The organism is Syntrophomonas sp. (assembly GCF_028707975.1).
Classification (GTDB): Bacteria; Bacillota; Syntrophomonadia; order Syntrophomonadales; family Syntrophomonadaceae; genus Syntrophomonas.
In genome coordinates this window covers 1-21,493 of sequence record NZ_JAQVZX010000012.1, presented here as the reverse complement: position 1 = coordinate 21,493, position 21,493 = coordinate 1, and the positions used below count along the sequence as shown (strand labels likewise).

Annotated in this window: 25 protein-coding genes, 1 pseudogene and 1 other annotated feature; of the genes and pseudogenes, 4 read left to right on the top strand and 22 right to left on the bottom strand. The window is 44.0% G+C overall.

Translation table 11 applies throughout. From position 1 onward, the window contains the following. Window position 1: 1 nt before the first annotated feature. The 8 genes and pseudogenes from PHP87_RS03070 to PHP87_RS03040 form a co-directional block, all read right to left on the bottom strand. The gene (locus PHP87_RS03070) at window positions 2-340 is read right to left on the bottom strand and encodes a hypothetical protein (protein WP_299918290.1); all 339 of its coding nucleotides are present in this window, start codon (window positions 338-340) and stop codon (window positions 2-4) included. A 280-nt stretch (window positions 341-620) separates the two neighbouring features. Next, window positions 621-1,709: a helix-turn-helix transcriptional regulator gene (locus PHP87_RS03065; protein WP_299918288.1), complete on the bottom strand. Its 1,089-nt coding sequence runs from the start codon at window positions 1,707-1,709 to the stop codon at window positions 621-623. Window positions 1,710-1,712: 3 nt separating this feature from the next. Continuing rightward, a pseudogene (locus tag PHP87_RS11890) lies at window positions 1,713-1,826 on the bottom strand (helix-turn-helix domain-containing protein); the annotation flags it as partial. A 77-nt stretch (window positions 1,827-1,903) separates the two neighbouring features. Further along, entirely contained in the window at window positions 1,904-2,347 is a 444-nt protein-coding gene (locus PHP87_RS03060) for a DUF2087 domain-containing protein (protein ID WP_299918287.1), read from the bottom strand. Window positions 2,348-2,641: 294 nt separating this feature from the next. Continuing rightward, window positions 2,642-3,580 (bottom strand): thiamine pyrophosphate-dependent enzyme, encoded by a 939-nt coding sequence (locus tag PHP87_RS03055; protein WP_299918284.1) that lies wholly within the window; start codon window positions 3,578-3,580, stop codon window positions 2,642-2,644. A gap of 42 nt (window positions 3,581-3,622) precedes the next feature. Then, on the bottom strand, window positions 3,623-4,753 hold the full coding sequence (locus PHP87_RS03050; protein ID WP_299918283.1) for a hypothetical protein: 1,131 nt from the start codon (window positions 4,751-4,753) through the stop codon (window positions 3,623-3,625). A gap of 4 nt (window positions 4,754-4,757) precedes the next feature. Continuing rightward, window positions 4,758-5,015: a 4Fe-4S binding protein gene (locus PHP87_RS03045; RefSeq protein WP_299918282.1), complete on the bottom strand. Its 258-nt coding sequence runs from the start codon at window positions 5,013-5,015 to the stop codon at window positions 4,758-4,760. Between the two features lie 164 nt (window positions 5,016-5,179). After that, window positions 5,180-5,737, bottom strand: a complete 558-nt coding sequence (locus PHP87_RS03040; RefSeq protein WP_299918280.1) for a 2-oxoacid:acceptor oxidoreductase family protein — start codon at window positions 5,735-5,737, stop codon at window positions 5,180-5,182. 242 nt (window positions 5,738-5,979) lie between these two features. Next, window positions 5,980-6,236: a binding site (T-box leader), on the bottom strand. Between the two features lie 323 nt (window positions 6,237-6,559). On the opposite strand from PHP87_RS03040, the gene PHP87_RS03035 reads away from it, so the two are divergent. Together PHP87_RS03035 and PHP87_RS03030 are read left to right on the top strand one after the other, a co-directional pair. Continuing rightward, window positions 6,560-7,390 (top strand): hypothetical protein, encoded by an 831-nt coding sequence (locus PHP87_RS03035; RefSeq protein ID WP_299918279.1) that lies wholly within the window; start codon window positions 6,560-6,562, stop codon window positions 7,388-7,390. Window positions 7,391-7,507: 117 nt separating this feature from the next. Then, a complete protein-coding gene (locus PHP87_RS03030) occupies window positions 7,508-8,785 on the top strand; it encodes an MFS transporter (RefSeq protein WP_299918278.1) in 1,278 nt (425 codons plus the stop codon). A 250-nt stretch (window positions 8,786-9,035) separates the two neighbouring features. Here PHP87_RS03030 and PHP87_RS03025 read toward each other — a convergent pair whose 3' ends face one another. The 7 genes from PHP87_RS03025 to PHP87_RS02995 all read right to left on the bottom strand — a co-directional run bounded on the left by PHP87_RS03025 (window position 9,036) and on the right by PHP87_RS02995 (window position 13,180). Next, window positions 9,036-9,353, bottom strand: coding sequence for a YbjQ family protein (locus PHP87_RS03025; RefSeq protein WP_061213435.1), 318 nt, complete (start codon window positions 9,351-9,353; stop codon window positions 9,036-9,038). Window positions 9,354-9,377: 24 nt separating this feature from the next. Then, a complete protein-coding gene (locus PHP87_RS03020; protein WP_299918267.1) occupies window positions 9,378-10,169 on the bottom strand; it encodes a hypothetical protein in 792 nt (263 codons plus the stop codon). Further along, entirely contained in the window at window positions 10,166-11,056 is an 891-nt protein-coding gene (locus tag PHP87_RS03015; protein WP_299918265.1) for an ABC transporter ATP-binding protein, read from the bottom strand. Before PHP87_RS03015 ends, PHP87_RS03020 begins: the two co-directional genes overlap by 4 nt. Next, a complete protein-coding gene (locus tag PHP87_RS03010; RefSeq protein WP_299918263.1) occupies window positions 11,049-11,441 on the bottom strand; it encodes a GntR family transcriptional regulator in 393 nt (130 codons plus the stop codon). Before PHP87_RS03010 ends, PHP87_RS03015 begins: the two co-directional genes overlap by 8 nt. A 177-nt stretch (window positions 11,442-11,618) precedes the next feature. After that, entirely contained in the window at window positions 11,619-12,383 is a 765-nt protein-coding gene (locus tag PHP87_RS03005) for an NRDE family protein (RefSeq protein ID WP_299918261.1), read from the bottom strand. Window positions 12,384-12,504: 121 nt separating this feature from the next. Further along, entirely contained in the window at window positions 12,505-12,924 is a 420-nt protein-coding gene (locus PHP87_RS03000; RefSeq protein WP_299918258.1) for a putative toxin-antitoxin system toxin component, PIN family, read from the bottom strand. Continuing rightward, window positions 12,911-13,180, bottom strand: a complete 270-nt coding sequence (locus PHP87_RS02995) for an AbrB/MazE/SpoVT family DNA-binding domain-containing protein (RefSeq protein ID WP_299918257.1) — start codon at window positions 13,178-13,180, stop codon at window positions 12,911-12,913. The genes PHP87_RS03000 and PHP87_RS02995 overlap by 14 nt, the downstream gene beginning before the upstream one ends. 188 nt (window positions 13,181-13,368) lie before the next feature. On the opposite strand from PHP87_RS02995, the gene PHP87_RS02990 reads away from it, so the two are divergent. Next, window positions 13,369-13,710 (top strand): hypothetical protein, encoded by a 342-nt coding sequence (locus PHP87_RS02990; RefSeq protein ID WP_299918254.1) that lies wholly within the window; start codon window positions 13,369-13,371, stop codon window positions 13,708-13,710. Window positions 13,711-13,923: 213 nt separating this feature from the next. Here PHP87_RS02990 and PHP87_RS02985 read toward each other — a convergent pair whose 3' ends face one another. The 3 genes from PHP87_RS02985 to PHP87_RS02975 all read right to left on the bottom strand — a co-directional run bounded on the left by PHP87_RS02985 (window position 13,924) and on the right by PHP87_RS02975 (window position 16,941). Further along, window positions 13,924-15,180 carry a C45 family peptidase gene (locus tag PHP87_RS02985; RefSeq protein ID WP_299918251.1) on the bottom strand — a complete coding sequence of 419 codons (1,257 nt, stop codon included), beginning with the start codon at window positions 15,178-15,180 and terminating at the stop codon, window positions 13,924-13,926. After that, window positions 15,167-15,319, bottom strand: a complete 153-nt coding sequence (locus PHP87_RS02980; RefSeq protein WP_299918249.1) for a hypothetical protein — start codon at window positions 15,317-15,319, stop codon at window positions 15,167-15,169. The genes PHP87_RS02985 and PHP87_RS02980 overlap by 14 nt, the downstream gene beginning before the upstream one ends. Window positions 15,320-15,816: 497 nt before the next feature. Next, window positions 15,817-16,941: an XRE family transcriptional regulator gene (locus PHP87_RS02975; protein ID WP_299918247.1), complete on the bottom strand. Its 1,125-nt coding sequence runs from the start codon at window positions 16,939-16,941 to the stop codon at window positions 15,817-15,819. A gap of 144 nt (window positions 16,942-17,085) precedes the next feature. Between PHP87_RS02975 and PHP87_RS02970 the strand changes: the two genes are divergently transcribed. Further along, window positions 17,086-17,253, top strand: a complete 168-nt coding sequence (locus tag PHP87_RS02970) for a hypothetical protein (RefSeq protein ID WP_299918246.1) — start codon at window positions 17,086-17,088, stop codon at window positions 17,251-17,253. Between the two features lie 708 nt (window positions 17,254-17,961). On the opposite strand, the gene PHP87_RS02965 is transcribed toward PHP87_RS02970, so the two are convergent. The 4 genes from PHP87_RS02965 to PHP87_RS02950 all read right to left on the bottom strand — a co-directional run. Then, on the bottom strand, window positions 17,962-18,972 hold the full coding sequence (locus PHP87_RS02965; RefSeq protein ID WP_299918245.1) for a virulence RhuM family protein: 1,011 nt from the start codon (window positions 18,970-18,972) through the stop codon (window positions 17,962-17,964). A gap of 456 nt (window positions 18,973-19,428) precedes the next feature. Continuing rightward, window positions 19,429-20,028 (bottom strand): hypothetical protein, encoded by a 600-nt coding sequence (locus PHP87_RS02960; RefSeq protein WP_299918244.1) that lies wholly within the window; start codon window positions 20,026-20,028, stop codon window positions 19,429-19,431. Between the two features lie 65 nt (window positions 20,029-20,093). Continuing rightward, a complete protein-coding gene (locus PHP87_RS02955) occupies window positions 20,094-21,053 on the bottom strand; it encodes a hypothetical protein (protein ID WP_299918242.1) in 960 nt (319 codons plus the stop codon). 71 nt (window positions 21,054-21,124) lie between these two features. Further along, window positions 21,125-21,493, bottom strand: a 369-nt coding sequence (locus PHP87_RS02950; protein WP_299918239.1) for a hypothetical protein, incomplete at its 5' end; no start/stop codon positions are given.

Here is a 21,493-nt window from a genome sequence, read left to right as displayed (position 1 = left end):
ATCATTCTCTTTCCTCCTCTACTGATTTAGGTTTGCGCCGCAGCGCATCGCACATGCAGACGCCGATGGGGTCGTAAGGCATCTGCTCCCGGTAAAACCAGCCGCAGCCACCGCAATCGCCGGGGGTTGGTTTTCCCGGGACATTGGGCTTACAATGGGGGCAACTCTCCTGTTCCGCCGTAGCAAAGGGTCGTCCTTCCCCGGTATACTCCGGGCGTTCCTCAAAGTCGGGGTAGGCCGGATAGCTCTCGTCAAGCTGCTCGTCGTATTCGAGGTAAACGGGAAAAGTGCGGCCTCCTGCCCGGAACACCTTATATAGTTCCTTTGGCTCAGGACACATCTATTTAGCTCCTTTCCGCAACGGGGATATAAAAACCCCTATGATAGCTTTTCATTACTATCATAGGGGTAAATAGATGTTCCCAGTAGTGACTTTTCACCCTCAAAAAGTCACATTTTTTTTGGCGAATAATATATATATTACCCTTTAATTGTCGAACCGAATAGAAGCATTTTACCATAAACCTGATACTGCAACCATTTTCAGTATATATAGCGACCGCTTTTTAATAGTCGTTTGAACGATAATTTTCAATCGTGATAAATGGTGAGTTCCCTGTTCATGAACCGGCTCCTTTATTCGTCATTAAAACATATTGCGCAAGCTCGTCCCGGTTGGATATGAACAGCTTTTCGTAAATTTCCAGCATGATATTCTTGAGCCTGCCAACGGAAATGTTAAACTGCTTTGCGACTTTTACGTAAGGAACGCGTCGGGCTACTAACTGTGCCAGATGGTATTCCCGCAGGGAAAGAATCACTGTGATGTTATCCTTGGTGAAATAGTTGTGAAAGGTGATCCAGTTTTTAACCGTGCGCTTCCACTGCCCGATGACAGCGTCGCAGTAGTCGGGAAATGCCTCCTCTAAACATTGCTCCACAATGCCGCCGAACTCGGAAATAGGCTCCGCAAAGGGCGTAATAAAACCGTGGGGCAGAGCAATGCGCATGGCTTCCAGCAGCCAGCGCCTGGCTTCATTCTCGCGGCCGAGACAATGACAGGAAAGAGCGCAAACGACCCGCAGATAAATCTCTGGCAATGTGATCCCCTGCTCCGATGCGTAAAAGGTCAATGCGGTCTGTGCCACGGCCAGCGCGATTTCATATTTTCCGATACACATGAAATATCGTGCGCGCAAATAGAGTATATACGGCGGCTTCACCTGTACTGGGAAGGCGCTGAAATCCCCCTCCGAAAGCCACTTGGGAACCATATTCGGGACAATCACGCTGACGGCAACGCTGGCCAGCGCAAGCTCCGCGATAGCGCAACTATCCCTGCCGCGGCCTGCGCCCACAAAGCTTTTGAGATAAGCTTCAATCTTTAGATACGCAGGGTAGTCTCCTAGGCTGATAGCCGCCACGACCGCTACCAGGGACGCACGCAGCCTTGCCGCTTCGTCCCCTTCGGTTTTATCATAGCAGCGCATTGCGCGTGCGAAATCGCCCCGCAGATAGGCAAGCTCACCCTCGTATTGAAGCCGCAGTTTTTCCTCCTTCACAATTTTCAAAATCGCATCGGGATTATGGGTTGGCATGGGTATGGAAGTGGCCTCAATTATATAAGCAAGCTCGGAGGACAGGGATTGTCCCGGCGGCTTTTTCTCTTTGCGCGGATCAACGGGTTTTTCCGCATCATCCGGAATCATCCACGACCTCCCGTATTTTTTAGCGCGGGGTATCCGGTTATCGGCTAAAAGCCGCTGCACCTGCCTGAGAGAAACGCCCCATCTTTCAGAAGCCTCTGTTGTTGATATGTATTCCATCCTGAAACCGTCCTTGTGAAATGACAGCTTTATTATAGTCGTTTGAGCGACATGCTGCAACGGGTGACATGGGTCTTCTATTGCGAATTTAATTTCTCCATATATTCTCTTTTTCTTCTGGTGATTTCTTCACGCCCGGATTTAATTACGGCAATAACATCAACTTGCTCAATCGCATCATCAAATACCGGCTGTCCAGTTCCTGATAAAGATACACGGTAGCAAGAACCATCCCTATTCCGGGTTAAATACCCGGAATCTACCAACATACGCCGCAATGTAACATGATCAATGTCTTTCATTGGGGTAAGTTTGCTTATATTATTTATCCAATAATCAAGATTATGGTTAATCTCTTTCTCGCTGAAGATGGCTGTTTTATCTAAAGTTAGAATTGCGCTTTTGAGTAGAACATGCAAATTAGTATAATCACTGGGGAATTCGGATAAGCCGCTTCGCAAAAATATGTTAAGCAAACATTTTTTAAAATGCTCCTGGGAAATTATTTTTTTATTTTCCATATCATATCCCTCCCTAGCTCCATTTATGAAAAGATCAACAATGTACTCAATAGTTGCCTGGGCATCAAACGATTCCGGCTTCATGTACAACTCCTGCGCCACTTCAATTTTTGAGGAGTATCAGTTAGGTTGGCTTAGAGGGTAAATAGAAACGGGCAAGGGGCAATCTTTAAGCATCGGAAGAAACTGCGAAGCAGTTTCAACACACCGCTGCAACGAGGCGGGGGATAAGAATCCTCCGCCTGTTTTGTCCCCTTGTCCAAATAAGATAAGTGCACTCCTTGTATATTTAAACTAAATCGTAATCTTCGCTCTTTCCCGTATAAAAGCAATCTCGCGATCGATGTCGCCTTGAATTTCGGCAATGCGGCTCTCGGCGTCAGGACCTTTAAGCAGGCGATTGAAGCGACCCTGCTTCATTAAGTATTCATCCACCGGGGCAGCGTCTTTTTTACCGCTGATGATAAGCGAGCTGGGGTTATTAAAGCTGATCTTGCCATTTTCCGCTTCCCATAACAGCCAGGCACCGCTGCGCACAGCCATACGGCTCATCTGCACGGTTTCAGGCATATCGAACTGCCAGCCTAAATAGCAGGGGGCCTGAATTTCGATGTATTTCATGCCCGGGATGTTTTTGGCTTTTACCACCTTATCGTACAGGTCGCCGGGGTAAGCCACAGCGGCAGTAGCCACATAGGGAATATTATGCTCCAGCATCAGCAGGGCCATGTTTTTCTTGGGCTGGCGCTTGCCGGTAGGGGTGGTGGTGGTGAAGCTGCCACGCGGGGTGGCTCCGCTACGTTGCACGCCGGTGTTGCTGTAGGCTTCGTTGTTATAGCAAAAGAAAATTATATTATCGTTGCGCTCGGCTGCGCCTGATAAGGCCTGGAAGCCAATGTCATAGGTGCCGCCATCGCCCACCCAGGCGAATACGGTGGGCAGCTCGCCTTGCAGGCGGCCCTTTTCCTGCATTACTTCCAGCGCGTGGGTAATACCGGAGGCTGAAGAGCCAGCGGACGCAAATGTAATATTAATGCAGGGCCAATTATAACCCAGCCTGGGGGTCATGCCCATGCTGGCTACCGAACAGGAAGGGGTCAACAGCATGATGGCGTTTGAACCCAGAGCCTTGCCTACGATGCGCAAGCCCATGGTGGCGGGGCAGCCGCCACAGGCCCCGTTGCCGCTTAAAACCTGCTCAATATCCGGTAATTTTTTAATACTGGTAGCCATATCTCATCCATTCCTTTCATGGTCTATGCTTTTTTATGCTTTCTATTCATCCATCATGGCGCGAATCTCGGAGGCCATGAATTGGCGAGTCAGGTCGATGCCACCAATGCCCACTACCCGGTTTTTAACCGTGATATCGTTGCGGCAACCAAAGAGTATGCTTTTCAGCTCTGAAGCCAAAATACCGCCAGGGTGGCCGAAGTTATAATTGCGATCCAGTACCATCACCTGCGCGTTTTGCGGCAGTGCAGTGATGATATCCTCGGCCGGGAAGGGCAGATACAGGCGCGGTCTGAGCAGGCCAGCTTTAATGCCCTGCTGGCGAAGGATATCGATGGAAAGTCTTAATTCTGCTCCCATACTGTTGATGGCAAAGGCTACTACTTCGGCGTCTTCCAGCCGATAGGTGTCGATGGTGTCACCATCCCACATGCCGGTGATATCCTTGTATTCCTGCGCTGCCTGCTTTACCAGCGGGATGGATGCCATGATATCATCGGACAGCATCTGGCGGAAGGGTGCGTATTCGGGCGCATTGGTCACATTGCTGAAGGAAGAGGGATGAGCCGGATCCAGCCGCCATTCCGGTTCATACGGGGGCAGGAAACGGTCGATATCCTCCTGTGGTGGCAGGGTGAGGGGCATCAGACAATGGGAGATAGCAAAGCCGTCAAAGTTGACCATCACCGGGATATTGATCTGTTCGGCCACGCGGAAGGCTTGCAAAATAGTGTTAAACACCTCCTGGTTGGAGGAGCAGTGATATTGGATCCAGCCGGTATCACGCTGAGCCATTGAGTCCTGATGATCAGCCCACAGGGTCCAGGGGGCAAAAATACCGCGGTTAACATTGCACATTACCACTGGCAAACGTCCACCGGAGGCCATATGTAAAACTTCGTGCATATACAGCAGGCCGTTGGCTGAAGTGGCTGTAAAAACGCGGGCACCGACAGCGGATGCGGCCACGGCAGCGGCCATGGAGCTGTGTTCGCCTTCCACCGGGATGAAACGGGCGTGCAGTTCGCCATTTTCAACCATGGCAGCCAGCGCTTCCATAATACTGGTCTGGGGGGTAATAGGGTAGCCGGGTACTACATCCACCCGGGCGCTTTTTACGGCCAGCGCGGCGGCATGAGCACCGGTATCCATTATAACTTGTGCTGTTTTCATACGGCTACTCCTCCATTTCCATGCTGATTGCGCCGGTGGGGCATTCTACGGCGCATACGCCGCAGCCCTTGCAGTAGCGGTAATCAATAGTAATTTCTTGGCGGTCTATGACCGCTTCCGGACAATATACCCAGCAAATCTGGCATTTATTACATATCTGAGTATCAACTACCGGACGATGCGTTCGCCAGGAACCGGTGTCACCGCCGGATCCTTTCATCGGCCAGGAAATGGGCCGGTAGGCTTTCGTTAATAATTTCATTCATTTCCATTCCTTTCGCTAATCCAAATATCCGTATGCTATATGGCTAATCTTCGTTACGCTGTTTAAGCTCCGGAAGTAACTGCGCAGCAGTTTCTACACACCACCGCAACGAGGTGGGGTGGATTAAACCCGCCGCTTTGTTTGTTTATTAAATCGATCGTTTAAAGAAGCGGAGGACATATTTTCACCTCGTTATAAGCCTTACCAGCAGCGCCCAGATTACGCGCTTCGTCATTACCCGGCCATTTATTTAGGATGGTTTGTTCCATAATATTTTGCGGAATGTTTAGCACCCGGCACACCGCGCCAAACAGCGGGATATTGATAATGGGGCCATCGGCCGAAAATAATTCGGCTTCGCGGGCGATAGCCTCGGCGTCCACCTGCCAGGTGCAGTATTTCTCCACGGCTTCGGCGTAGGGAGCATTGATGATCACGCTGCCCTTCTCAGTTATGCCTTCACTGACCGCCGCTTTGGTAAGCTTTTCGCTCATTACTACTACATAATCCGGCAGTTCGCATTGACTGTGCGCGTGGATACTGCCGGGGGACATGCGCACTGCTGCCCGCACCGGCGCTCCGCGACGTTCCACGCCAAAGAAAGGCAAGGCCTGCCCTTGTTCACCGTTTTCCAGCGCAGCCTGCGCTAACAAGTGAGCCAGGGTAACGGAACCCTGCCCGCCAAAGCCATTGATTCGTAGTTCTAACATATTGTTCATATCGCTCCTCCATTCTTCTATGCTGTGCCAAACGCTCTTCTCTAAATAGTACTTATGCCTTTATCAGTTATACCTCCCTTATTCTGCTTCATGAGCCCATCGGGCAGCAGGTGGATAGTTAAGGGGCGCACAGCCACACCCAGCTGTTTCATTATTTAAAACTAAAAATAGTTGCCGGTCGCCAGTAGCGTCTTCTATCGAAAGCACCTCCCTGGTAAAAAAAATAAACCCTTCGCTCAGAACTCTGAGACGAAGGGTTAAACTCCGCGGTACCACTCAAATTAACGGCTAAAGCCGTTCACTCCATCAGGATGCGGGATCTTAAGATCCGATATCCCCTTCATTTTAACGGTTGAAGTTCCGTCCGAGCCTACTTTCTAAAATGATTTCGGTCGGCAACTCCAGGGTGAGTTCCACCTGCCTCTTCGACCGCATCACACCGAACAGCGGTTCTCTGTAACCTGAGGATCAGCTTACTATTCCCTGTCATCGTCATTTTTGAATATTGCATTTATTATACTGAGCTGCGGTTTTTCTGTCAACATTTCTTTTTAGTATCGGAAAGAAACTGCCAAGCAATTTTAACACAGCGCTGCAACCAGGCGGGGGGATTAGAATCCGCCGCCCGTTTTGTTAACGGGAACCCGGCCGTTTAAAGAAGCGGGGGCATATTTCACTTCGAGCTTGAATAAGAAAGTGACTTTTTGCAACGGACTAAACTCTTAATATTTAAGCATCCCTGTTTTATTCATGTTAAAATAATACAGACTTGCTCAACTTTTCGCTTACAGTCAAGGAAATATTGACCAACAGGACGGTGTTATGATGATTGCGACTTTCTCCTTATCCCCGGCGGGAGCCAAGCGTCTGATCGCTCGTGGAATCATAAATGAACCAGTATTTCATCCGGCCATGACCCATGGCCGGATGATAATTGCTGTGGGTACCACCAACTCATATATCGCTGAAGAACTGGGGTTCATATCTGCAGACGTGAAACCCCGGTTTGCGGCTGGTATCGTAAGCGGCGGAGTACCTTGCGTTACAGCTGCTGATACCCGTTTTGCCAACATCTGCCTGGAAAACGGGCGCATCATAAAGGATGTCTCCTGGGAAGATTTCATAATGGACTTTAACCAGGATGATGTCTTCATCAAGGGAGCCAATGCCTTTGATGCCGATGGTAATGCCGGGGTGCTGTTGGCTAACCCCAGGGGAGGTACGGTAGGGGGCTCCTTCGGGGTCCTGGCAGCCCGGGGCTGTAAGCTCCTGGTACCGGTTGGCCATGAAAAGTTTATTCCTTCCTGTACGGCGGCGGCCCGGTTAATGGGCATTAACCGGCTGGATTACAGCCTGGGGCAGCGCTGCGGTTTGGCGCTACTGCCCGCAGGCTTTGCCCGGATATATACCGAAATAGATGCCCTAAAGACTTTATTCGCTGTGGAAGCTACGATTGTTGCCGCCGGTGGAGTGAGCGGGTCTGAGGGTTCAGTGATGCTTGCAATCGATGGCCCTGATGAAGCAGTAAAGGATGCGTTGGCCCTGGCCCGCAGCCTGCTAAAAGAAAAACCCCTGTCCGTGCCCAGGCAGTCCTGCAAGGATTGTAAGGCCAGTGGCAACTGCGTCTTTAAGAAAATTCCTCCTAAGGATTAAATGAAATGATTCCACTACAAAAAGTTATATATATGCATCAGCTTGCATAAAAGACTTTTGTAGCAAAGTCAATGAAATAAAATAATTAGCTGTGTTGAGATACGGAAAGTTGGTATTTTGTTGAATTATAGTAATAGTCAAGGCAGATATCGCCATAAACTGATAATTATGTTGGCCGTAATGTGGATTTTGGTTTATCTACAGCGTACCAATATCGGAGTCTTGCTGGTAGACCAACGTTTCCTGGAAGAAATGGGCCTGGTCGGACAAGCAGCCCGGCAGGGGATGCTGATGACGGTTTTCCTGCTGGTTTATTCCTTATCCAATATGCTATCGGTCCCCATCAGTAACCGCTTGGGACCACGGCGAGCGTTGCTTCTGGGGGTTATTATCGGTGCTCTGTCTATGCTGGCCGGAGGCTGGGTGGCTTCTTTTGCTGCCCTTATCCTGGTACGGGTTATACTGGGACTGGCCCATGGCATCTATCACCCTAATATAAGTCTGCTGGTTAAAAATTGGACTCCCCCACAGGAACGAGGTACGGCCAATGCCGTTGTTGGGGTAGGCGGCTGCTTGGCACTTATTGTGGCCCTGCCGCTCTATACCTGGATAAATTGGGGGATTGGTTGGGAATACAGTTTTTTTATTCCCGGGCTGTTAGGTTTGTTGGCGCTTATACCGCTGGGGTTTAGCTGGATATCCGACCAACCAAGCGATAATCCTTATATATCGACCCAGGAAGCTCAGTATATAGTTTCCCAAAACGAGGATAGCAATACCCCAAGGGATGAATCGGCAGTAGATTCCCCAGGGGTACGGGAGCTGTTGAAAAATACCTCTTTTTGGTTATTAGCTGTGATATATACCGCCTTTTTGTGCAGCTGGTGGGGACTGATGACCTGGATGCCACAATATCTGGTGCATGCTCGGAATTTTGATATCAGCGGTATGGCCGGTTACATATCCCTGGCCTATGCAGTGGCAGCGGCAGGCATACTTATCGGAGGTCGATTAGTAGACCGGGTGCAGCTCCGAAGTGTTATCGGGATAGCAGCCTTATGTGGTGTAACCTTGACTACCCTGGGCATTGCCCTGGTGCCTTCCCCCCTTGGAGCAGTGGTGTTTATGACCCTGGCAATAGGTATTAACGAATTTGTTTATCCTACCGTATGGGCCATTATGCAGACATCATTACCCTCTCACCTGCTGGTAACTGGTTCCGGCATAGTCAGCGGAGTAGGAAATCTATTATCAGCTATTTCGCCTTTCATTCTGGGTTGGTTAATCCAGGTGAGCGGCAGTTATACCGGCGGGCTGTTATTTTTGGTAGCCATGGCCGCGCTGGGAGCAGTATGCTGTGTTTTGCTGTACCATCAGGAAGCCTCGGCTCACTAGCCGCCAGGGAAATGTCGTACCGTGACATACTCCCGGTATTGAAATACCGTCAGCCACGGGGAGCAACGGGGACGGTCCTTGTGACTGGTCCCATATAGTAAACTTCGTCCCAGCTATCGGGTTGTCCATTTATATATCTACGCTCCCATAATGGGAAATTATGATTGCGCTCCACCGATCCTGGGTTTTGCTAACCCGTTATCAGCATTACCGGGTAACCGGGCAGAGTATGGGAGTTTCGCTTGCAGCTTTACTTTTCGATTTTTACGGCGGTGCCGTAGACCAGCATTTCTGCGGCCCCACTCATTATCTGGGAACTGCTGAAACGAATTCCTACAATAGCATCGGCATTTAGTTTTTCGGCTGCCTCTATCATACGATTTAGAGCCTCTTCCCGGGATTCCACCAGTAATTCACTGTAGCCCTTTAACTCTCCACCTACCAGGGATTTTAGAACAGCTCCAATATCCCTTCCCAGATGTTTTGCCCGGATGGAACTTCCGCGAACCAGGCCCAGAGTTTTGCTTATTTTATATTCCGAAAGATTGTCGGTAGTAACAAGAAGCATAATATTCATCTCCTTAGTTGATAATCAAAAATCTTTATTTTTAAATATATGCCAGGAACCCATCAGAATAAATAGAGCCAAAATGAAAATTACTATCATGGCAGTTGTTTGTATTGAAGAAGTAAAAAATATATCTACACCGGTCATATAGCGGTAGATGTTTAAATAAAGCATTCCAGATATCTTTCCCATTAAGCCTATTGCAATGAATACAATTACCGATGCTATGACAGGCTTAATAACATCATTGAATATAATAGAGAAAAAAACTACCACCGAATACAAAAACAATGAGCTTATACTTAATTGCAGGCCATACATCAGGGCTTGTTCCAGACTAAAATTAAAATCATGAAATAAGGCTATAACAACCGGCAAAATACTCCCGGCAGCGATTATCAGAAGAATACTGAAAAAGCTGGCCAGGATTTTACTCAGAAAAATCTGTTTGCGGGTCCGATTGGACAGGAGAAAATAGTTGGTATTCTGTTCCGTTTCCCGGGCAAAAAGAGGGAAAGTCAAGATTATAATGGCCAGAAGAATTAACTGATAAAGGTTTTTCCCGAACCATTGTGACCAGACATAAAAGTCAATATTATTAAAGAGTTCTAAAAGCTGTTGATTCAGTGTTTCCATATCGAGAAGTTGATTCATAAACGGGGCCTGTTTCAAGCCCTGCTCGATTTGCGCTATATCGGCTACGGTCTTAAACCACTCATAATTGGACAGTACAAAATAACCTGTCAATAAGGTAAGAAATAATAATATTGTTCCCCGCCAGCGTAGATCCCACAATTCTTTAATCAAGAGACTCATTCCTCTTCACCTCCATTTTCCATCAGTAACAAGAAAATATCTTTTATATTTACATTTTCAGGATTCAGGAAAGCAAAGTCAGCCTGCAATTTTTGCCTGGCCTCCATCCCGCCCTGACAGAGAATAAGAGATTGCTTATGCTGATGGTGAGTGGCAATAATATCAAGGGTCGATGGAGGTATAGCGGAAATTTTGCTCTTTTCCAGTTTTAAGAGAAAAAGTTCGCTTTTCAGGTCATCCAGGTTACCATTAAGCACCATATGTCCCTTACGCAACATAGCAAAAGAATCAACGCTTTCTTCTATTTCTCCCAATTGGTGAGATGAAAAAATAATAGTCTTGCCCTGCCAGCTCTTTTCTTTTATCAGCTGCAGCATTTGTTCCTGCATGATTGGGTCCAAGCCCCGGGTAGGCTCGTCCAGGATAAATAAATCGGCTGAACGGGCAAAGGTTAAAATAGCATAAAACTGGGTTTTCTCTCCATAGGAAAGCGTGGATATGCTTTTTTTGCCTTCCAGGGGGAAAATATTCTTTAACTCCAATGCCTTATCATTATCCCAGCCCGGAATTATACCACTGGCATAGTCCAACATTTTCTTGACCGTCATATTATGGTAAAGGTTTTTATTTTCTGGCATATACGATATTTTAGCCTGCAGCTTTTCTCTTTCAAAAGGCCGGTGGCCTAATATCTCAATATAACCCCTATCCGGACGGACTATATCCATAAGCAGTTGCAAAAGGCTGGTTTTCCCTGCTCCATTAGGACCTAAAAGTCCGAAAACACTCCCAGCTTCAAGGGATAAATCAGTAATTTGCAGGGTAAAGCTGCTGTTTTTATAGCTTTTGCAGAGTTCTTTTATTTGCACCGCATGCATGCTATTCATCACCTCCATATGCACTATTAATGCTTTGCATTACGAGTTCGGTAAATTTCTGGCGGGATACTTGGTAATTGCGGGCGATGTTTACAATTCCGGCCATTTCCTTAGCGAGTATTTCTAATGCCTTTTCTTCCATGGTTTTTTTATCAGAATCTTTAATAAAGTATCCTACCCCCGGGCGGGAATAAATATATCCTTCGTTTTCCAGCTCCCGGTAAGCTCGGGCTACTGTATTGGGGTTGATTTTTAAATCACGGGCCAATTCTCTGATGGAAGGGATAAGCTCATCCCGGCTCAATTTCCCACTAATAATATCCCCCTTCATACTCTGAGCTATCTGTTGATAAACAGGTTCACCCGAGTGAAAATCCACTTTTACCCATATCAAGCAAGTCACCCCCCGTACTGCACCATCTGTATTAATAATACTAATACAGATGGTACGCACTGTCAACTGCATAATCATTAATAGCTTTATATTATGAATATCTGTAAAAGTATGAAGAAAGCGAGTATTAAACAAAAAATGGGGGAAAGAGGTGAGTTATAGAAATATATCGCCACTTTAAAAGGGGTAGCGGTAGTAAACTTCGTCCCAGCTATCGGGTTGTCCATTAATATAACTACGCTCCCAGAATTGGAAATTATGATTGCGCTCTACTAGTATTACCGTGGTTAAGCAAGTACCATAATCGGGACTCGTGACAAATAGGGGGGAAAGGATTCTTTCCATTTTCAAGCCAACACCGGTTTGGGGTAAGTCCTGGTCATCCGGCAATTCCCGATCGCTCATCACGGCAAACAATTGCTCGAATTTAATATCATCATGCTGTATAAGTTGGGCCAGTGCCTTTATTCCCTTGCTTACTTTAGGCCAGGGTGTATTGAGCAAGGCATTGCTTAAACCATGAACACCAGCTGGTATTTTACGAATAATTCTTTCCCGGTTGGAGTAGTAATACATTGATTCATTGGTTCCCGTTAATAGATTGAAACCGTTATACGCACTGTCTCCGTTAAGCAGGTCGGCTATATAAGTCTTTGGCGCCAGATTACTGTTCAAATAATCTTTAACCAGGTGCCCCCGCGACCTGGCCTCCGGTCTAAAACTGGAAGGATCCCGGTAATTGGTCAAAGCAGCAAAACATCCATTGGTGGTTATCCCCATCCAGCTACCACCTTCCTTCAGATCTCTTCCCGCCAGAATATCGGGATGGTCTGGCCAAAAAGCGGCAGCTGCCGTGGGACGCTGGTAAAATTCATCCCGGTTTGCTGCTACCACCAACTTGTAACGGGGATGACAATCATAGGCAAACAATATTATACACATAATTCCTCCCGATTTACCCGCCCACCGGCAGGGGAAACCGCCGTTGTTTATTTACTCCCTCCAGCCATGCAGAGCTTTTCAGTGGCTGCAAGAAAACTGCAAGTAATTGGAGTAGTGACGCTTATAGCAAAACACTTTCCAGAAATTCTCCTGACGTCCCTGTTTTCATGAATAGCTCTTCATTATTCAGCACCAGGAAGTGTTTATCCAGACTGATTAACCAATCTGCCCTGGAGCTTAGAGCAGATGCAAGAATTAAGGCATCGTGAGGGTTGATTAATTCCTTTGCCTGTGCCAAGCTTTCTTCACTCGGTGCAGCCATTATGAACGGCAATATACGAAACAAGTGATAATAATGAGCAAGACAAGCAGGCAGCTTTCTTTCGATATTACGCGTTACTTCCCTTACAACTTCCTCCGAAATAACCGGAATTAGAAATCCTAACTCGGCCAAATTAAGTATTTCTCGTGAACCTCCCTTGGCCGAAGCCAGACCGGCAATAATAACACTGCTGTCAAGAAATACTTTAATCGGATTCATATTCATGGCTGCCCTCACGTAAACTTGACAGTAATTCTTCCAGGTTCATGTTTTCATTTTTCATAACATATTCAACCTGCCGGGCCAGTTCATTAACCATGGTTTCTTCAGGAATTACCACCATGGCCCGGCCAATACTTAAAACCTGGAGAATTGAGTCTTCTTTAAGCCCCAGGTGCTCCCGAATCTCAACTGGCACAGTAAACTGACCTCTCTCCCGCATCCGCACTTTCCGATTTATAACAGCCTTCGGCATCACATATCTTCCTTTCGGATTTTCGTATTTATGATTTAAGAATATGCGAATAGGTGCTGCAAGTCAAGAAAAAGGCATTCATATAAATTCATTACTCTTTACCCGTCGCGAATATAACAGGTCACAACTACACAAAATTGTTTCTTTTTGAATACCCTAATACTGTAAATATTCAGGGAGATGGCAAAATGGCAAAATTGGCCAAATACAACTACACTACTGGCCCCATAAGTTGTTGTGAGTATATTAATAATATTCGGGTACTGGTATTGAATAACGGAGCAAAGAGGCACAATGCGAGAGTTAGAATCTTTAATCTTGATCCAAAACCTAAAAAAGAGGTATTCGATGAAACCTTTACGATTGCCGCCAATTCCAAAATCCAAACGGAATTTATCCCCATGTTTAATGCATTTGAAGTTCAAATTCTAAGTGATAGCCCCCGGATTTTGATCTGGGTAGGCGGACGCTCCGGCAATGAGAATCTGGAAGGGAATACCATATTGCATAAAGACCTAGTTAGATTCTAGGTGCCAGGGTGTCCGGTGGGTGTGGTCCTAATTATATCATGGCCTTTCCCTTTCTTCCTCTGTCCAGTCCGGTGCTTCCTTCTTCCGGTCTGGCCTAGTCCAGGCTTAAACGGTAGAGTTTTCCCTGGAAGAAATTCGCTGCTAAACACTAACTCAAGTTATTGCCACAGCATTTCTTATACTTTTTCCACTTCCGCAGAGACAGGGATCAAGCTATGGGCGGCGTTGGAGTCTGTTTGCAAACAAATCCTTTAAATTAATTTGCTGCCAATCGGAATAATCCAAAGCACGAATCCACAGAGTAAGCTCTTCAGGTTCAGCTATTACCTGATATACAGTGCCTTTGTGAAGAGCTCCGCCGTTTTTTACTTCAATATCCATGAGTTTCTTCATACCATTGATGTCCAGCTTACCGAAGAATTCTTTGGAGTCGGCAAGATTTATAAGATTATTATAACGAGGATCATCTTCTACCTTAGGCGGATCAGCCACTTTATCTTTCCATTCAGCGGGATAGGGCGGAACAAAGCTATTGTAGGCAGCCAAGACACCTTTTTGTTCACCTGTTCTCACACGAGTTCCAAAAGTCGCCCTCTCTACGGATACGCATTCTTTCTTATCGGCAATCTGAATGATATGGGAAAGATCTGCAGGAATTACCGATAGATATTCCGATGCTTCATCAATTGTACTGCATTGGTTTAGCGTCGTTACCAGCACAGAAACGGTGTCTTCACGGTCTTCTATGTATTGAGGATCGGAGGCTGCTCCATTATTAAGTTCAATAAATAGTCCTTGGTCGTTCATGCCGGTTTCAAGGTAAACATTGCCAAGAGGATGTATATTGGCAAAGCTATTTCCTGAATCAGGATTGAAAACAACTACTGCCAGATACTTCATGTATTTTTCCAGAGCTTTTCTGTCTATGTCCCAATTCCTGCCAAATACAAGATTACCGTTAGGTGTATACTTGTCCCAGGCAGCTAAAGCGCTGCATGCACTGGGAGGCTCTCCGCCCAAAGCCAAACCTGAAAGGCTGGATATACCGGCATTCAGGATTAACACTTCATCCAGGCTTAGCCCTGATGTCTCAGCGATCCCCTCCAATAATTCATTAAGGGGCAAGCTAAAAGCTGAGGCTAAAACTTTTGCATTTTTGAGCTGCTCATTATAATCCATTCCTCGCGTTTTAATATCGTTTGATATATCTGTATAAAACTCGCGCAATTCATCTTGAACAAGCCCTCCGTATTGGCGCCCCATCTCCCGCCAATTGCCATTTAGGGTGAGCACCCAATAAGCACCATTATCTGTTTTAAATGCCGTACCGTCTTCAAATTTTTTTGTTTCTTTCAGAAGACTTTTATTTTCGTTTGGGCTGCAAGCTGCAAGAAAACTTGTAAAAACAAGCGATAGCATGAGAATGACAATCAAAAATAGGCGGACATGATAAAATTTATAACGATTCATAATTGCAGCCTCCTTGTATATCATTTTTTCCCATCAATGAAAGATAGATCGACACAAATTTCAGGTGCAACACTGCCGCGAAGTTGATGGGGTGATAGTTTTCCCGCTCAACCTTGATACATTCCTCTAAGTTCTGCATCTGCGCATTGATCTCCTGCCTTTCGGCTAGCGTTTATTGAGAACCTTCCCGGATGTAACTACAACGGCATAAACCAAGTGAGCGGCCAGGTACGCAACCCGGCCGCTTTTACACAAGTTTATTCAGAAACTAAAAACCGCGTGGCGGCCAAAAAAACGGATTTAACCACGCGGCTATTTTTACTGGAGCCGATGGCCGGATTTGAACCGGCGACCTGCTGATTACGAATCTGAAAAATGGCATGGGGTGGTTAAAAGCGTGAGGAGAAGTTGGAAATATCGGGCTTTTTAACCCTGGGTCAGATGTTAATAAAAGTCCATTTGGTGCCCTAAAATGTAAATTTGGGCACCGAATGGGCACTAGTTTTATTGTCTAGGGTTCTAAGTTGCGAGCGGTGTTTCATCTGCTTCGGCTAGTATAATGCTAATTCTTTTAAATCAATAATAACGTTAGCATCGACAACCACCGGCTTCCCAAGCAACTTCTTGGATTTGGGTCTACGTTTCAAATTCTTCCATCCATGAAGATGCCTGTTTTCTTGCGTCTTTCATAGAAATCCCCAATAGTTCTGCAATACGGCCGGTGGATATTGCATCACTCATAAAAAGATTTCTAACTAAGATGTAATAAGTTTTATTCTTTTCTATTGCAGATATTGGATTTGGCTCCTTCTTTTTTCCACCTCTTGAGTTAATAATCTTATAAAATCTACTTACCTGTGATGAATCAAAAAAACCATAGTTTTTTAGAGTCATTACTAGAGCTTGCAAACTAATACCAAGCTCCTTTTTAAACTCAATCAGATCAGTTAAAGTTGCCCGGTTACCTATACGCTTATACCAATGCTGAACTTGATATCGTGGTGCCAAAAAACATCCCGCAAAGTGATCAGCCATTTTTTCCCGCGGATCAGAACGAGCAGTAAAATGGCTTCCTGCATTATTTCCATATTCTTCCCTGTGGAAAACTAAATGCCCATATTCATGAATTAAGGTAAAAATCTTGCGCTCTTCCGGAATAATATCATCATCATTTATGATAATGAATGCACCATGTTCGTCTGAATAACCTGAAAGTCCAAAAATGTTTGAGTTGTGAAAAGGTTGTGCAATAACCTGTATACCGAATGCTTCAAAGCACTCGTATATATCCTGATGTCCACAATTGTCTAGTACCTGCTGTCTTTGCTCCAAGGCCACCCTTTCAATTTCTTCTTTTTCCTTATCAGTTAAATTTTTCTTACCAGATAGTTTTAATTTGTACTGTGGCGGCAAGAAAGAAATCATATCCTGTCCAGCAAGGCTTAATACTTCCCATTGTTTTTGAAGTCTATCTTGAATTACAGCTCTTAGCTCATCCGTAAAGTTGTCATCAGGAAAATCAGCCCTAAACATCACGCGCAAGACTTCATCTTCATTTTCTTCGATAAAATAATCAAAGGGTTTATTAAAGAAAGCGGCTAATTTAAATAGCTTTTCACTGTCAATTGCCTGTTCTCCCTTAATATACTTGCTAACAGTTTGGCGAGTCACTCCTAATATTTGTGCAAGTTCCTGGTGACTAATTTCTTTTTCTTGCCGCGCCTTATCAATATTACGTCCAATTATTTCGGCAATATTCACCTCTTATCCCTCCTTAATGTTAATTATAGTTTACATAGTATTGATATTCAATCTTTATATTTGTATAATATTATTAACATGTTTGGGATGTGATAACCAAAAATTAATCTCAAATATGAATAACTGGAGAGGAGGTTTAAAAAGATGGCGAAGAATACTGGTGATAATTTCCGCATTGGGGCAGTCAAAGGTCGTAGCCAGACCTTTAATCCAAAGAATGACACCTATGTAAAGAGAAACGATGCCACTGGTCGATTCATGGATGTCAAACAAGACGGCACTCCTTTTAAAGGAGTCAGAAAAGAGAAATAGGAGCAGTACCAGTGCTCCTATTTCAAATCCATACATAGGGTGCTATGTCTAGCGCCCTCTTTTTTTATTTACTTCTAGCTTTATTATAAAAACTCCTGCCTAATTTAAAAATAAAGAAAGGTCCAGACTTAATAAATAAACATACCCCAACCTTTACATAGCTATAGCCTACCCTGGCGGGGGGCAAATGGCCCCAAAATACAAACTTAATTCTCTAACATTGATTAAGTTTCGTTCGGATCTCCTCATAATTCTTCCCGGTCGGCATCAAGAAGAGGCACGTTCCACCACTCTTTGTTTCCCATAGTTCACCCAGTCGTCTCTTTTCTTTGGAATCTTCGCTATCATAAATATATGCGCCTTTATACTCAACAACCAAGTAACGGCCATCATTTAGGCGTCCAACAAAATCAAAAGTCCCTCCAGCTACGGAGAGACCTTGGTTTCTAGTGGAGCCGATGGCCGGATTTGAACCGGCGACCTGCTGATTACGAATCAATAATTGGGGTAAAAAGGGAAGTAAAAGCGAATTAATAAATCCTAAGATATTGCCTAAACATCGGCTTTTCGATACAATAATTAATACCCGTCTGTTAAAGCGAAAAAAGGTAATAAAATATATCTCGGTAGCAATTCGGTAGCAAAATGCTAATCCGGGAAACTCCCAATATTAGCTTGCTGGAAACTGTTTTTGTAGCAAGGAAATCATCATTTCAACTTTTCAAGCTCATCTATCTCGTCGGTAGCTGCTTCATCAGCCTGTTTGATTCGGTGTTGATTGTATATCTCATATTGTTCATGGGCTTTCTTTTCAGCCAGTTCTCGGGATATTTTCCCGGCATGGGTTAATAATTCACGTCGGTTGAACTTCAAAAAATTATCCAGAGCTTCTACCCAATCTTTCATATACATGGGGATCTGCTGTCTGGCCATATCTTCAGCATAATCCAAATACATGGTGACAATACGGTTTAATGCCGTAATCTCTTCCTGATTTAAATAGTTCTTGGCAATCGTGACATCACTTTTTCTTACTTTGCTGCCCTCATACGTACTTAGCCCCATATTGTCCTTGAAAGCATCTGCCCTCTCCACGATTAACTCCGCAGCCGTACGTCCATGAACAGAATAATGCAGCTTATTCTGAACGGTAGCAAAAAACTCCCGGGTAAGGTCAACTTTAGGATCATAGTCGACCGAAAGTGCGTAGATATCCTGCACTTTTTGATAGAAACGTTTTTCGGAAGCACGAATATCGCGAATACGTTCCAGAAGCTCGTCAAAGTAATCAGCGCCGAATTTTTTAGGGTTCTTCAGCCGGTCATCATTCATGACAAAGCCCTTTTTCATATACTCAGTCAGAACTTCGCTGGCCCAGTTCCTGAATTGGTTGCCCCGATGGGAACGGACCCTGTATCCAACAGCTAATATAATTGAAAGGTTATAATATTTAATATTCCGTTTTATGCTTCTGCCGCCTTCATTTTGAACTTGTAAGAATGTCTTACAAGTTGAAACTTCATCTAATTCGCCATCGGAATAAATGTTCTTTATATGCTGAGTTATGTTTTGCGAAGTTTTTTGAAACAGCGTAGCCATAGCAGATTGACTTAGCCAAACGGTATCTTCCTCAAAATAAGCATCAACTTTTGTTTTGCCATCTTCCGACCGATAGATTAGCAGCTCACCTTTTTGGAAATTATCCCCTTCTTCATACATTCCTCGCCCTCCTCATTTCGCATTTTAGTAATGACGCATTCCCAGAATCATTGAGTCAACGCATTATTTTTATCCTAAACTTATCTAAAGTATTACTAAATGAATTTCATTTTTACTAAGCTTAGTAAAACTCCATCCGCAAATTACCGAATTATTGGCATCTACCACCTTGCACTTCATCTTAAGTTTATCTAAGTTCATCTTAAGATTATCTAGAATACTCCTGGTCACTTTAAACTTGGCAGTACTTTCTCCAGATATTCTGGCCAATAATTATCATCATCACCGCAAATACTGTGAAGCCAATAATACATCATTAGTATTTCAAATTCTTGTTTTCTCCCTCTTGTGAAGGATTTCTTGGGTATTTTTCTATACAGGGAATCAAGGTTAAAAAGATTACTCTTTTGTTTATAATCATAATCGTACTTCTGCCACGAATTCTGGCTTTTTATCCTATGCGTTGCTGGCCAAGAATTTGGCAAAGTTAATAACCCAATCATGGGCAAAAGCCACTACATTAACATGATACTTTGCCCAAGCTTTTTCAATCCATTCATTCAATTCTTCCGAAATGAATGGGAAATCCATTATGTAACTACGTTGACTAAGGCTGCGATGATGATCTTTTATAAGCTGGTAGAGCAATTCCGTTTGATCTTTCAATAACGGGTGTTTCTTTACCAGTTTTGCATAACAATCATAAGATAGACTGCGGAATTCACTGTCCGATTCATACAATAGAAAAAACTCATCCTGTTTTAAGATATTCCCAACCATTCGGTTCATTTGTTTTCCGTACTCCGAGTATATCCGAACAAGCCATTCTCGAACATCAGGTTCATAATCTAGCAACTGTTGTCTATATTTCTCCAATTTTTCTTCTTTCAAGGCTGTCTTTTCCTCAGCTTCAGTAATGTTCAAATAATTGTTAAAATACTCAAATACATAATTAACGCAGTTTTTCAGATTATCTGCCCGCTGGTTCACGTCATATTCATCAAGCCTGTCTTCCTTTTTCCTTCGGGCTATGTACTCTTCTATGGAAAGCATCATTTCACCACGATTGAAGAAATATTATTAATACCACGAGCTGTATTAGATCTAAACTACAAATCAAGTTAACTATATAAACCTACCCTGGCAGCATCCTCAAATGATAATTCTCCAGAAAGCAAATCTTCAATATCCTTATTAATATCTTGAACCATAGGAAGGCCAGTTACTATCATTTTTGCACAAAACCCCATTTGCTGACCAGTACGATACAACGTTTCATTTATTGCTTCGAGAATACAATTTCTTAATATAGCTTGAGATCTTTCGAAAATCAGATGCCGATAGAACAGATAAAACTCAAGACACTCCTCTTTCCATAAAAGTCTTGAGTTCCAGCCAAATGTACTGGTTGTTTTAGCCTTTGTTATCTCTATTCTTTTTTGATACTCCGTAAAATCAAATCCTATTTTTCTAGTATTAAATGCCATCTCTTGAATGGAAAACTCAGGGGGGAGTTTGCTTAATAAATTCATTTGCTTTAATAATTTACCATATTTTATAGGCCCCCCTAATTCCTTGGGTATTGATATAGCAACAATATCGTGTGACGGAATCATAATAAGACGTTTAGATTCCGAAAATTTAATGGCTTCTTTAGGAATTATTTGTATATATTTATTGCAAAATTTGTGAAGCGAAAGTGACGGAATGCTTTCTAAATAAAATCTATCCGGCTTAGATTGTAAACTGCTACGTTCATACACAATTTCATAATAAGCATATCCAGAATAAGCCAGCATATTTGCAGTATCTTGTATAAATCCAAATATTGCTGCAATTAAATCTCTAGATTCACCATAATACGAAGGAAATGCTCTTATAAGTATATTTTCTATCTCTTTATTGTAAGGCTCTAACTTTACTTCATATAATGTGTTGAGTGGTTGAATTGGCACTATCCCCAAATATAAATCCTCTATAAACATATGAGAATCTAATCCCTGACCACCTAAACTATTTGATGCAAACCGCCTAGTTTTCCTTGTAGTGATCTTAGATCGTCCTTTAGCCTGATTACCCATAAAATGCTACCCTCCATTCATCATAGCATTCCAAAACTGAGATCTTTAGTATTTCAACCTCGAATTGTATCCTAGTCATTTTTCTCCGGTTCTTCCGTCTCACCATTTCTATCGCCAGTATATTTATCCCGCTCTTTTTCTTTTTCAATCTGTTGTCTAATGCCAAATCTGTCAGGGATAGAAACTACATTAGAATCAGTTTGTTCTGCTACGTAAACCAACAAAAATAAGTCTGTCCCTCTGCCAAAAAAACCGTTGCGACTATAACTTAAAGCTCTTATCAAAGGGCTTTTGTGTAACAATTTCTGCCCATTATTGCCCTGACCTGAAGCCCGATAGTCACTTATAAGTTTCTTACTTTCAAATAACCGATTAAGATCATTTTTCCAAGATGAAAAAATGAGGCTATGTGGTGATAATTCGGGAATGGATTGTCTAAT